This window comes from Micromonospora echinofusca (assembly GCF_900091445.1).
Lineage (GTDB): Bacteria > Actinomycetota > Actinomycetes > Mycobacteriales > Micromonosporaceae > Micromonospora > Micromonospora echinofusca.
Genome location: NZ_LT607733.1, coordinates 5,231,303 through 5,243,845, shown reverse-complemented (window position 1 = coordinate 5,243,845; position 12,543 = coordinate 5,231,303). Strand labels below are relative to the sequence as shown.

The window sequence follows — 12,543 nt, the reverse complement described above, 5'->3', positions numbered from 1 at the left end:
CCAGTGCATGGACGATGGCACTGATCGCAGCTTATGGTCGTTGACCAACGCCGGCAAATCTATTCAAGGGCTGCGCCCTGGCTCGGTTGGCTCAAAACTTAAGGCGGGCAGTCGGTCACCCTACTTTGCAAAGTAAATGTATAGCGTCAGACCGGGCGGCCTGCTAGCTCTATCTGGAACTCTTAGTAATCGGCGGCTGTGTTGGCTGTATGTCGAATGGCAACCTTCCAATGGGAAGGAACTCGCGGACTTACCGTGAACGTCAGCACGACCCGTTTGAGTGTTGTCCGTTGAGGAAGGGGCGTAACGGATGTATCGCCGCGGCACGGAATGGCGTAAGTGGGATTTGCATGTCCATACGCCCGATTCTCTCCGTCAAAACTATTCTGGGGCAGACCCATGGGACAGGTTTTTCTCCGAACTGGCGCAGCTTCCACCAGAGATTGCAGTTCTCGGCATAAACGACTATTGGTTCCTTGACGGGTATAGTCGGGTGCGCGCGGAGTTCGACAGCGGCAGGTTTCCCAACCTCGCTGCGGTCTTCCCGGTTATCGAGGTGAGAACGGAGAACTTTGGCGGCACCGAAGGCAAGCTGAAGCGGATTAACTTGCATTTCATCTGCGACCCCCTTCTTTCGGTGGGCGTAATCGAACGACAGTTGATCGCATCGCTTAGGCCTACGTATCGTTTGACTAATACGGACCCGTATGAAACCTGGAGCCAGGTTGTGACGCGCGAAGCTCTGACGGATCTGGGGCAGAAAATTAAGAGTCAGGTGCCTGAGGGGGAGCGCAGTCGATACGGTTCAGACATTATTGAAGGCTTCAATAATGTCTGTGTGCCCTTCAATGAGACTATTAAGTCGGTTCGCGACAACAGCGCCCTAGCGGATCGAGTGCTAATCGCGGTAGGGAAAACTGAATGGGCTGCACTGAAATGGAACGACCAGTCGATCGCTACAAAGAAGACGCTAATTAATTCTGCCAATGTGGTTTTCACGGCGGCCGGGAATCGAGATGAATTTCGGCGTTCGCAGCAGGCCCTAGCGAGCGCTGGCGTGAACGCCAGACTTCTGGACTGCAGTGATGCCCACACTTGGAAGGACGCGAACGAGAAGGATCGCTTGGGGAACGCGCTCACGTGGATAAACGCAGACCCTACCTTCAAGGGTCTTCAGCATGCGGTTCAGGAATATGGGCACCGCGTGACTGTCGATGACCGTCCCTCTACCCTGAAAAGACGAGCTACCCGGCCAACCACTGTAATCGATAAGGTTTCGGTGCGTCCGAAAGTCAGTGGCGACGACAGTCACAGGCTCTTCAATTGTGAAGTAGACCTTAACCCAGGATTCGTTGTAATCTTGGGTAATAAAGGTCAAGGAAAATCTGCTCTTCTTGATATCGTAGCCGCTGCGGCAAATAGCGACCGTTATGATGACTACTCCTTCCTTACGCCAGCACGATTCCGGCGTAAGAATGGTGAGGCTAGGCACTATGAGGGCGCTATTTGTTGGGCGGACGGGACTAGCGCAGTTGCTTCCTTGGACGAGCCGTTTACTGCTAGAGCGCCTGTCGGTGTAGATTACCTCCCTCAATCTCTTATCGAGAGAGTGTGTCTAGCGGACCCTTACAGCAAGCAGGAGCGACAGTTTGAGGCAGAGATTGAGCGCGTGGTACTGGGTCATATCCCTCCTGAAGACCGAGGAAACGCGACCTCGCTGCGCCAGTTTTTGGAGGCGCGCTCGGTCCGAGCTTATGGGGATCTTCAAATCGCGCGGACCAAAATTTCGACGGCTGCTAAAGCGCTCACGAGTTCCGAAGATCGGAAGGCGGAACTGGAAGCGCTTCATTTGCCCGCCCGGATTGACTCACTGTCTTCACAGGTAAATGAGATTGAGCGGCAGGTAGATCAAACCCAAAAGGAATTGTCTGAGCTGCAGGTGGCCGCAGGTGCCGATGCGCTACAGAGGGAGCTTGAGGGGTTAAGGGAAGAGCGACTAGCCCTTGGGGGACAAAAGGTAAAGCTCCTGCAAGAGATTCGGAATAGCGAGGAATCTATCGACGATATCTCTCGCCTCGAAGCGTCATTCCTGGACCATTTCGAGGCTGCACGCGCTGCGGCCGAAGAGTTGGCGCGAAGGATGGGTATTGACGGAGATGCTATTTTCAGCATTGTCTACCACAGTGGAGAGTCGGAGGCGTGGCGTGCCAAACTGATTAACAACATCGCTGACGCGCGCCGAGGGATTTCTGATCCGAAGCAAGGAATCGACTCGCGCATTGCCACTATTGACGAAAAGGTTAGGAGATGTGAGGAAGAGTTACAGGCAAGGGCGGAAGGCTCGGAAGACCTGATGAGAAAGGCGGCCGATTTGACTCAGCGCCGAGACTACCTCTTGGGTGACGTGGCGAATCCGGGTTGCTTGCGCGGAGCGGAGGCTCTGGCAGCCGAACTCAAAGCCATTCCTGAAGCGGAGGACCGAGCGCGAGGAGAGCTAAGGGAAGGTTTTCTTCAAGCTCATAGGGCCGCCATGTCGATATTTGCGATCCAGAAGGAGGCGTATTCGGATGCCACCGCATACGTCGCCTCGCATTCTCTTGCAAGACAGGTCGGCCTTGAGTTTGACGTTGAGCTGCGCATCAAGGGCTTCACCGCTTCGTGGTGCGACATCGTGAACAAACAGCGACTTTCGGATCTCCACGCAGTCTTCGAGAATCCAAATGAGGAGTCTCTTCTTGAGGGCGTGAACCTTGCCTCTGCCGAGGAAGTATTTACGGCACTGCTGAAGTTGCAAGATCGGATTGGTCGAGAGAGGGGTAATAGGGCTGGAGCTCGACGTGCCTTGTCCTCCGTGGTCCGGGCTAGCTATTCGGCCTCCGACTTACTCTTGGCCATGTTCGACCTTAAGTGGCTGGAGGGCGAGTATGTGATTCGATCATCGGGGGCGGAGCTTAGTGAGCTGTCGCCTGGCCAGCGGGGCCTTGTGCTCCTGATGTTTTACCTGTTGATTGATAAATCTGATAAGCCGCTGCTGTTGGACCAGCCTGAGGAGAATCTAGATAACCAGACGGTGAGAGAACTCCTCATCCCGGCTCTTCGTGCGGCTGTTGACCGGCGTCAGGTGATAGTAGTGACGCATAATCCGAATTTGGCTGTAGTGGGCGACGCTGATCAGCTGATAGTTGCAACGTTGAATAGTGGCACCTTCTCATATGAGTCGGGGTCACTTGCTCGGAGCTCAATTGGCTCGCAGTCTATCGATGTGCTTGAGGGCACCCGGGCGGCCTTCGATAATCGAGAGGAAAAGTATGATCGAGTGGTTGGCAGGGCGTGAAATTCGCATGGGAATATGGATAGCCTCAACGCGCTGCGGTTCACATTTTAGGGTTGATCAAAGCTGCGTCGGATCCTTGTCCTAACGGATTTACATAGCCAAGAATGTCTGTTAATAGCGTGTCGTTAGTGGCTAAGGTGATTGCAGAGTGGGCGTTATGTTTCGTGCCGTCCCAATCGACAATCAGGGCACCTGATTCCCGAGCGATTGCAACCCCTGCCGACATGTCCCAGGGTCGGTTGGATAGCGTGAGTGCGGCATCGACCTTGCCTTCGGCTAGCCAGGCCAAGTCGAGCGCCGCCGAGCCAGTCATGCGTACACGCTGCACGGACTCGGCGAGCCGTGCAGTTAGTGCGAGTCGAAGTCGGTTCTTGGCCGCAGCATCTTCACCCACGGCGTAGTCGCCGATCGCCACGATCGCCATGCTCAGCCGGCTCGTTTGGCTCACCCGAATCGGCTTGCCGTCAACCGTTGCGCCGTCGCCCTGGGCGGCGGCGTAACGGTTGCCGAGGAAGGGCAGCTCGATGACCCCGAGGACCGCCTCGCCGTGGTGCAGCAGCCCGAGCGACACCGCACAGAGCGGGATGCCTCGGACGAAGTTGGCCGTCCCGTCGATCGGATCGAGCACCCATTGCAGCTCTCCCGACCCGCTGATGCCGTCCTCCTCGCCGAGGAACCCGATGTCGGGAGTTGCGACACGGAGGAGCTCGCGGACGCTGCGCTCGATCTCGTAGTCTAACGCGGACGCCATGTCGCGGTCGCCCTTGGCTGTGAGCGCGCCCGGTGGCTTACGCCGCATGTCCTCGGCCGCCCGTGCAACCGCCTGGATCGCAACAGGCAACAGTGGTCCGTAGTCGCTCACAACTGCTGCCCCCGTCGCCACTGCGTCTCGAAGTGCTGTTCGAACACCGGATACAGGCCGCCGCGAGCCTGGCTCCGTCTGGCGACGAACGCGGGGGAGTCGACCCCTCGGCTCTCCGCCAAGTACGGCTGCGCGACGCAGAGATCGTCGACCAGGATCACGTTGAAGCGCAACGTGTCGTCGTAGACCGCCAGTTCCATGCGGTCCTGGAGCCCGTCGGGTAGCCGGTCACGCACGCGCATCAGCGTCTCAATGTTGAGCTTCGTCAGCCCAGACAGCTGCCCCGCCGGAAAGCCTTCCTCCGCCTCGCGTGCCTGAACAGCCTGCCCAGCCGGGTTGAGGAACAGAAGGCGGACGTGCGCACCAGCCTCGACCAGGTCGTGCCAGCGGCGATCCGGGTAACCCTGCGACAGGAGGTTGAGCGACAGGCCAACGGCGCGCACGGTGCTCGCGCCGCCGAGCAGTCGATCGGGTGGAAGGCTGGTGGAGAACTCGGAGCGGTTTGGGTGGACGGCGATCAGGTCTCCGAACCGCTCCTCACCCACGTTGCCTGCGCCGGATGGGTCGAGAATCGCGGACAGCGCGAGGACCACGTCACCGGGCGGGACCGTGCTCGTCTCCCAGTTGGTGACGTCGTCTCCAGTCGGCCGCCAGGTCAGCGTCCGGGCCAGCGCGGCGGCGAAGTCTCCGACGCTCAATCCGAGAGCTTGACGAGTCCGCGCGACCTGCTCGCGCGCGGCGGCTCCAAGGTCGAGTCCGTCCCCGGAGCCTGGGGCCGGCGGGTTCGCGTGAGGTAGCGCCGAAGCAAACCGGTGTTGCGCCTCGTCGGCAGCATGGGCGAGGGCAGTGTCCAGGGCCGCCTGCATCTCGGGGCGGGGGTTCACGCAGTCCCCGCCGGCTTCCCACTTCGAGACGGTCCGTTCGGCCACGCCCAGGTGCACGGCGAAGTCGCGGATGCTCATGCGGAGCGCGTGGCGGAGTGCCTTCGTCTCACGGCCGGTCCATCGCTGCACGGGTGTCATCGTGCCGCCTTCGATCATGTCGAGATCGGTCACCGTGCACCTTACCGGCAGCGGATGCAGCGCAGTTACCGGCCAAGTGCAGTGCGTGGTCGTTCTGGTCTTCCCGCAGCTCGGAAAGGGTCGACGCATGGCCCGGGGCGGGTGCTGGCTCCGGAGCTGCGTCGACCCGAACGACACAGCTCCGCTCCCGCCCGCCCCGGCGCCACTCCACCTGTCGACAGGGGCCCGAAGCCGTCCCTGAACACCAAGGAGCCCGGCATGCCCACCCTGCTCGACGACTTCCCGGTGCTCACCCCAGTCACCGACGAGGATCTCGCCATCGCCGTCCAGGCGGTACGCACCCACGCCCCCGAGAGTTGGCCGCAGGGCGAGCTGTGCCGCAGCGAGCGCGTCCCGTACCCCTGCCGCCTCGCCCGCTGGGGTCGCGCCACCCTGGAGGCCGCCGGCCTGAGCGCCGCCCAGGTCGAGCAGGGCGGCTGGGCGTGAGCGTGCAGGAGGTGGTCGGGCGGTGGCTGCGGCTCGTGGTGGCGGACGCGGAGCTGTCGCCGTACCTCATCGGGGTCGACCTGGAGCGGCTCGGCGCGCACCTGGCGGCGGGCCTCGCCGCGGCCGTCGACGGCCAGCCGGCGACCGACCCGTGGCGCGGGTTCGGCCTGTCGGAGGAGCAGCACCGGCGCATCGTCGACTACCTGGCCGGGGTGCTCTGGGCGCTCGACGTGCCCGACGAGCGGATCGCCCGCGCCCGCCGGACCTTCGCCGGGGAGGTGGGCGCGTGAGCATCGTGGCCGCCTGGGAGGCAGCCGTCGAGCGGGGCGCCGACGACTTCTGGTGCACGCTGGAGGACCGCCGCCCCGGCCTGCTGCCCGAGCGGGACGCGCCGCTGCTCTTCGCCGCGCTCGGCCGCCTCACGGTCGGCGGCGACGACCCGGCCGGGCGGGCGGCGCTGCTGGCGGTGCTCGGCCGCGCGTACCGCCAGCTTGGCCTGCTGCCGCACGCCGCCACGATCGGCGACGCGCTGCTCGCCGCCGTCGCCCGGCACGCCCGGCCACTGTGGACGCCACGGCTCCCTGACGCCTGGGAGCGCGCCGGCCGCCGCGCCGACGAGGCCGTGCGCCGCGCCGTCGCCCGCGCCGAGGACGGCCCGGCCTGGTGCCCCGCCGAGGTGATCGGCCACGACCGGCCGTGCGACACGATCGCGATCCTGACCGTACGCCCCTGGCAGCGCCTGCCCCACCGGCCCGGCCAGGCGGTCCCGGTCTGCACGCCGCGCCGGCCCGGCCGCTGGCGCTGGCTCTCCCCGGCCAACGCCCCGCGCCCCGACGGCACCGTCGAGCTGCACGTCCGCGCCGTCGCCGCCGGGGCCGTCGCCCACCGCCTCGTCCACGACGTACGCCCCGGCGAGCTGCTCCACCTCGGCCCGCCGCGCGACGCCGGTCTGTGCCTGGACCTGTCCGCGCGGCGGGACCTGCTGCTCGTGGCCGGGGGCACCGGGCTGGCGCCGCTGCGTGCCCTGGTCGAGCAGGTCGCCGCCGCGCCCGACAGCCGGCAGGTGACCCTGGTCGTCGGCGCGCGCACCTTCGCGGACCTGTACGACGCGCCCGCCCTCGACAAGCTCGAGCGTGCCCACGACTGGCTGACCGTCGTGCCCGCCTTCAGCCACGACCCCGGCGCCGAGCCCGCCGAGCGGGGCGACGCCCTCACGATCGCCCTCGGTCACCGCCGCCCCGAGCAGGACGTGTACGTCTGCGGCCCGCCGCCGATGCTCGCCGGCGCGCGGCTGCGGCTGCTCGCCGCCGGGGTGCCCGCCGACCGCATCCACCTGCCGGCGGAGCTGGTGCCCTGATGGCCGTCTACCGCAGCCGCCACGCCCTGCCCGGCCCGCTCACCCCCGACCGGGTCCTCGACGTCACCCTGCCGCGTACGCCGCTCGGCCGGCGCGGCTACCGGGTCGACGAGGTCGACGCGCTGCTGTGCCGCCTCGCCCACGAGCTGCGCGACCGCACCCGCCAGCTCGACCTCACCCGCGCCGAGAACCACCGCATCAAGGAGGCGCTGCGCACCTGGCAGACCCGGCACGCCGAAGAGCGCACGCAGCCCAACACATCCTGAGTGGACGGAGTGACGCCACCCGGCGGCCATAAGCACGATGATCACTAGGATCGGCGCCGTGATGATCAAACGACGGCTTCCAATAGTCCTCATAGGACTGTTGGTGGCCTTCCCGACACTTGGCGTTCCCGCCTACGCCGACGAGCACGAGACCGCACCCGTCGAGCCGCCCAAAGTGGAGCTGGTGCTCGACGTGAGTGGCTCGATGCGCGCCAAGGACATCGGCGGGCGCTCCCGCATCGCCGTCGCCCAGGAGGCGTTCAACGACGTCGTGGACGCGCTGCCCGAGACGACGGACCTCGGCATCCGCGTCCTCGGCGCCACCTACGGCGGCGACGACAAGAAGGTCGGCTGCCAGGACACCCAGCAGCTCGTACCGGTCGGCCCCGTCGACCGGGTGAAGGCCAAGAACGCCATCGCCACCCTGCGCCCCACCGGCTTCACCCCGGTCGGGCTGGCCCTGCGCGAGGCGGCCAAGGACCTCGGCACCGGCGAGACCACCCGGCGCATCGTGCTCATCACCGACGGCGAGGACACCTGCGCGCCGCCGGACCCCTGCGAGGTGGCCCGCGAGCTGGCCGCCCAGGGCACCAAACTGGTGGTCGACACGCTCGGCCTCATCCCCGACGAGAAGGTACGCAGGCAGCTTGTCTGCATCGCCTCGGCGACCGGCGGCACGTACACCTCGGCGCAGAGCAAGGACGACCTGACCCGGCGGATCAAGCAGCTCGTGCAGCGGGCCAAGGACACCCACGCCAAGACTCCGGCGAAGGTGGCCGGCACCGACGTCTGCGCCAAGGCGCCCGTGCTCACCCCCGGCGTCTACACCGACCGGGAGCGCTTCGAGGAGCACCGGTGGTACCGGATTCCGGTCCAGCCGGGGCAGGAGCTGCGGGCCTCGGTGAGCATCGGCCTGGACCGGCCGTTGAACCGGGACTACGGCGTACTGCTGCGGGCCACTGCCACCGACGGACGGGAACTGGTCCGGGGCAACGACGCCGGCAGCGGTCGTACCGACGTGCTGTCGACCGGCGTGCGCTGGGCGGCGACGGACGACGACGAGGACGAGGCGGAGGACGGCGACGAGGGCGGCGTCTTCTCCGACTCGACGGAGAAGGCTCCCGAGCCCACCGTCGTCTGCCTGGTCGTCAGCAACTCCTTCTCCGCCAAGGCGGGTGCCGGTCAGGCCCCGGGCATGCCGCTCGAACTGACCATCGACCTGGTCGACGCGTCGCCCGCCCCGAACAGCCCGGGTCTCGGCCGGGGCTGGGTGCTGCTGGGCGTACTGACCCTCGCGGGCCTGCTCAGTGGGTTGATCGTTGGTTGGCTGACCCGTTGGTGGGTAGCGGTCTGGAGGACCCGATGACGATGCGGAAGGCTCCGGCCCTGATCTCGGCCCGCCGGGCGGCGGTGCTGCTCGCCGCCACCGGTATCGCCGTCGCGCTGCCGGCCGCCGCCAGCGCGGACACGCCCACCCCGTCGCCGGGGGCCGCCACCATCAACAAGGCCGGCACCTCGTTCCTCACCGCCGCCGGCATCAGCCCCGGCCAGCCCGTACGGGTCGGTGCCTCCGTGGGCGACTACCTGTACTGGTCGTTCACGGCCGAGGCGGGGGACACCCACCACGTGGCGGCCACCGTGTCGCTGCCCGCCGCGGCGAGCCGGAAGGGCGACTCCACCTGGACCGTCGAGGTCTTCGACGGGCTGCGCCGCCGGCAGGCGTGTGTCGCCGGGGCGCAGACCCCGGTGGCGTCCAAGAGCGCCGCCACCGTCGAACTCGACTGCGAGCTGCGCCAGGTGCGCTCGTGGGCCGAGCCGTGGTCGGGTGACCCGCTGCCGGGCACCTACTACGTCCGGCTGTCCGGCATCGAGTTGCCGGAGCAGGAACTGGGCCTGCCGATCGAGGTGAGCCTGCTCGTCGGGGTGGAGTCCGACGGCGACACCGAGCCGGAGGGCGGCGACCTGAAGGAGCCCCTGGTCCCGGCGGTGAACCCGGGCAAGGTGCTCGCTGGCGACCCGACCGCCAGCACGCCGGCCCCGGCGGCGGCCGGCGACGAGGAGGACGACGGCTGGTTCGACTGGGTCCGGTGGCCGAGCCTGTCGTCCCGCTGGTACTGGACCATCGCCGGCGGCATCCTGGCCGCCGTCGCGGGGGTGGTCGGCTTCGCCCTGACCCGCCCCCGCCAGCGCGTCGGCTGAGTCGTACGCGCGGTCACCGCACCAGGACACGGACCAGATCGACGATGACGGCAGGGCGGGCATGACCGAACGGGTCGTGTCCGCCCTGCTCCACGCAGGGAGGCGGCCGGAACGCCGTGGCAGCCCACGGCGCCACGTCGAACTCCCGTGGCGGCAGGGGCGGCGGGTCAGGCTCCCGGCGGCCGGTAGGCCACCTTCAACCGGAGCGCCTCGTCCATGTCCTGAGGCGTCAGCAGCGGGTTGATCCGGGTGTCCAGGCCGCCGGCCGCCCGGATCGTGGCGGCCAGGGCGACGGCGGTCTGCTGGTCGGGAAGGTCGCAGATCACGTACACGTCGTAGGGGCCGAGCGCGAAGTCGAACGACTCCAACCGGCCGCCGGTGTTCTCGACCAACGCCTGGATCACCTCGGCGCGTCTCGCCCCGCCCTCCTTCATCAACCCGCTGATCCCCTCGACCGTGTAGGTCGCCGTGAACAGGAACCTCGCCATCCGGGCACCACCTCCAGATCCCGGCCGCGGGTACCCGGTGTGCCGGTGTCTAGTCCTGCGCTCACCGGAACGCGGCCGGGCGGAGCCAAGACGCCGGGGCCCGTCAGCTCTCTTGCGCCACGTGGGCGCCGTCCGTTCGGACATCCCGCGTCGGAACGTCCGCAGGTTCCTGCGGTCGACCGCCTGCCAGTCGGCCCATAGGTTCACGCCCCCGTTCCGGCGTTCCCGCGCCGCCCGCCCACGCCGGAGCCGACGGGCCCTCTACAGTCGACGGTCTCATCGAGTGACGGCGAGAGGGTACGGATGCGCATCGGCATCAACACGTGGGCGTGGGCGGCACCGCTGACCGACGAGGCGCTCGCCGAACTGGCCCCACGGATCAGGGCCTGGGGCTTCGACGCCGTCGAGCTGACCGTCCAGGCGCCCGGCGACTGGGACCCCGACCGCGCCGCCGACCTGCTCGCCGGGCTGGGCCTGACCCCCGCCGTCTGCGCCGGCCTGCTGCCCGGGCACGACCTGCTCGCCGACGACGAGGAGGTCGTACGGCGTACGGAAGAGTTCGTGCGGCAGTGCGTGCGGGCCGCCGGCCGGGTGGGGGCCGCCGTGGTGGCGGGTCCGCTCTACGCGCCGGCCGGCCGGCGGTGGCTGCTGGACGCGGACGCCCGTCGGGCCACCGTCGCGCGCCTCGTCGAGCGGCTCCGGCCCCTGGCCGACGAGGCCGCCGGCCAGGGCGTGACGATTGCCCTCGAACCGCTCAACCGGTTCGAGACGAGCCTGCTCAACACCGTCGACCAGGCGCTGGAGGTGGTGGCCGGCGTCCCCGGCCTGGGCCTCGCCCTGGACACCTTCCACCTCAACATCGAGGAGCGTGACCTGCCGGCCGCCATCCAGCTGGCCGGCGACCGGCTCGCGCACGTGCAGGTGTGTGGCAACGACCGTGGGGTGCCCGGCGGCGACCACCTCGACTGGCCGGGGATGTTCGACGCCCTGGCCGGCATCGGCTACACCGGCCAGGTGAACATCGAGTCGTTCACCGCCGAGGCGCTGGCCGTGCCGATGTCCGTGTGGCGGCCCCTCACCGCCGACCCCGACACCCTCGCCGTCGAGGGGCTGGCCTTCCTGCGCGGCCTGACCGGGCGTAATCTCCCGTAGACCTCGGGGGGAAGGTGGGATCGATGCGCTCCGGGCTGGAGGTGCCGCCGGCGGTCGAGGCGGAGCGGGTCATCACCGCCGTACTGGCCGACCTGCGCTCCGGCGACCATCGCGGCGTGGTGGTCGACTCGCCGCCGGGCGCCGGCAAGTCGACCCTGGTGGTGCGCGCCGCCGTGGAGCTGGCCGCCGCCGGCGAGCCGCTGATCATCGTCGCGCAGACCAACGAGCAGGTCGACGACCTCATCGACCGCCTGGCGCGCAAGGCGCCCGAGCTGCGCATCGGCCGGCTCTCCGCCGCCGACTACCGGCCGTCCGAGCGGGTCAGGGGCCACGAGACGGTCCGGGTCGCCGCGAAGGTCGCCGACCTCGGCGGTCCGGCCGTCATCATCGGTACGGCCGCCAAGTGGGCCACGGTCGCCGAGGGCTCCTGGCCGTGGGCGATCGTGGACGAGGCGTACCAGATGCGCTCGGACGCCCTGCTGCGCGTGGCGGGGCGGTTCGAGCGGGCGCTGTTCGTCGGCGACCCCGGTCAGCTCGACCCGTTCTCGACCGTGGAGACGGGCCGCTGGACGGGCCTGACCTGGGACCCGATGCAGTCGGCGGTGGCGGTGCTGCTGCGGCACAACCCGGAGCTGCCGGTGCACCGGCTGCCGGTGTCGTGGCGGCTGCCCGCCTCGGCGGCGCCCGTGGTCGCTGCGGCGTTCTACCCGTTCACCGGGTTCCGCGCCGGCACCGGTCCCGCCGACCGGGCGCTGCACCTCGCCGAGCCCGGGCCGGGGGACGCCCTGGACCGGACGGTGGAGTTGGCCGCCGCCACCGGCTGGGCCCTGCACGAGCTGCCGGCGCGGCAGACCCTGCGTACCGATGGCGAGGCCGCCTCGGCCTGTGCGGCCCTGGCGCTGCGGATGCTCCGGCGCGGCGCGGTCGCCGTCAGCGAGCACGCGCCGGCGGGCGCGCCGGTCACCGCCGACCGGATCGCCGTCGGGGCCGCCCACCGCGACCAGGTCGCGGCCATCCGCGCGCACCTGGGCGGGGCCGGGGCGGGCATCACCGTCGACACCGCCAACCGGCTCCAGGGCCGGGAGTACGACGTGACGATCGTGCTGCACCCGCTGTCGGGCCGCCGCGACGCGACCGCGTTCCACCTCGAGTCGGGGCGGCTGTGCGTGCTGACGTCGCGGCACCGGCACGCGTGCGTCGTCGTGGCGCGCGCCGGGATCGGCGAGCTGCTGGACGCCCACCCGTCGACGGAGATCGTGCACCTCGACGTGCCGGTCAGGTTCCCCGACGGCTGGGAGGCCAACCAGACGATCCTCGACCTGCTCGCCGGCACGACGGCGACCACCTGACCCGTCGTACGCCACCTGCCGCCGGCCG

12 protein-coding genes are annotated in these 12,543 nt (G+C 68.1%); 9 read left to right on the top strand and 3 right to left on the bottom strand.

Annotated elements, in window-relative coordinates:
* Positions 1–310 precede the first annotated feature (310 nt).
* Positions 311–3,334 carry a TrlF family AAA-like ATPase gene (locus tag GA0070610_RS30680; RefSeq protein WP_157747208.1) on the top strand — a complete coding sequence of 1,008 codons (3,024 nt, stop codon included), beginning with the start codon at positions 311–313 and terminating at the stop codon, positions 3,332–3,334.
* A 40-nt stretch (positions 3,335–3,374) separates the two neighbouring features.
* Here GA0070610_RS30680 and GA0070610_RS22220 read toward each other — a convergent pair whose 3' ends face one another.
* Together GA0070610_RS22220 and GA0070610_RS22215 are read right to left on the bottom strand one after the other, a co-directional pair.
* Entirely contained in the window at positions 3,375–4,196 is an 822-nt protein-coding gene (locus tag GA0070610_RS22220; RefSeq protein WP_089001840.1) for an inositol monophosphatase family protein, read from the bottom strand.
* On the bottom strand, positions 4,193–5,251 hold the full coding sequence (locus tag GA0070610_RS22215; protein WP_089001839.1) for a DUF5919 domain-containing protein: 1,059 nt from the start codon (positions 5,249–5,251) through the stop codon (positions 4,193–4,195). Before GA0070610_RS22215 ends, GA0070610_RS22220 begins: the two co-directional genes overlap by 4 nt.
* A 225-nt stretch (positions 5,252–5,476) precedes the next feature.
* Here GA0070610_RS22215 and GA0070610_RS22210 point away from each other — a divergent pair, with 225 nt between their 5' ends.
* The 6 genes from GA0070610_RS22210 (at position 5,477) to GA0070610_RS22185 (ending at position 9,526) form a co-directional block, all read left to right on the top strand.
* Positions 5,477–5,704 carry a hypothetical protein gene (locus tag GA0070610_RS22210; RefSeq protein ID WP_089001838.1) on the top strand — a complete coding sequence of 76 codons (228 nt, stop codon included), beginning with the start codon at positions 5,477–5,479 and terminating at the stop codon, positions 5,702–5,704.
* On the top strand, positions 5,701–5,994 hold the full coding sequence (locus tag GA0070610_RS22205) for a hypothetical protein (protein WP_089001837.1): 294 nt from the start codon (positions 5,701–5,703) through the stop codon (positions 5,992–5,994). The genes GA0070610_RS22210 and GA0070610_RS22205 overlap by 4 nt, the downstream gene beginning before the upstream one ends.
* A complete protein-coding gene (locus GA0070610_RS22200; RefSeq protein WP_089001836.1) occupies positions 5,991–7,061 on the top strand; it encodes an FAD-binding oxidoreductase in 1,071 nt (356 codons plus the stop codon). The genes GA0070610_RS22205 and GA0070610_RS22200 overlap by 4 nt, the downstream gene beginning before the upstream one ends.
* Entirely contained in the window at positions 7,061–7,327 is a 267-nt protein-coding gene (locus GA0070610_RS22195; RefSeq protein ID WP_089001835.1) for a DivIVA domain-containing protein, read from the top strand. The genes GA0070610_RS22200 and GA0070610_RS22195 overlap by 1 nt, the downstream gene beginning before the upstream one ends.
* Positions 7,328–7,388: 61 nt before the next feature.
* A complete protein-coding gene (locus GA0070610_RS22190; protein ID WP_089001834.1) occupies positions 7,389–8,693 on the top strand; it encodes a VWA domain-containing protein in 1,305 nt (434 codons plus the stop codon).
* On the top strand, positions 8,690–9,526 hold the full coding sequence (locus GA0070610_RS22185; RefSeq protein WP_231925770.1) for a peptidase: 837 nt from the start codon (positions 8,690–8,692) through the stop codon (positions 9,524–9,526). The genes GA0070610_RS22190 and GA0070610_RS22185 overlap by 4 nt, the downstream gene beginning before the upstream one ends.
* A gap of 167 nt (positions 9,527–9,693) precedes the next feature.
* Here GA0070610_RS22185 and GA0070610_RS22180 read toward each other — a convergent pair whose 3' ends face one another.
* The gene (locus GA0070610_RS22180; protein WP_089001832.1) at positions 9,694–10,014 is read right to left on the bottom strand and encodes a GYD domain-containing protein; all 321 of its coding nucleotides are present in this window, start codon (positions 10,012–10,014) and stop codon (positions 9,694–9,696) included.
* Positions 10,015–10,317: 303 nt separating this feature from the next.
* Between GA0070610_RS22180 and GA0070610_RS22175 the strand changes: the two genes are divergently transcribed.
* Complete coding sequence (locus GA0070610_RS22175) at positions 10,318–11,166, top strand: sugar phosphate isomerase/epimerase family protein (protein ID WP_089001831.1); 849 nt, start codon at positions 10,318–10,320, stop codon at positions 11,164–11,166.
* A 23-nt stretch (positions 11,167–11,189) separates the two neighbouring features.
* Positions 11,190–12,515 (top strand): AAA family ATPase, encoded by a 1,326-nt coding sequence (locus tag GA0070610_RS22170; protein ID WP_089001830.1) that lies wholly within the window; start codon positions 11,190–11,192, stop codon positions 12,513–12,515.
* Positions 12,516–12,543 lie beyond the last annotated feature (28 nt).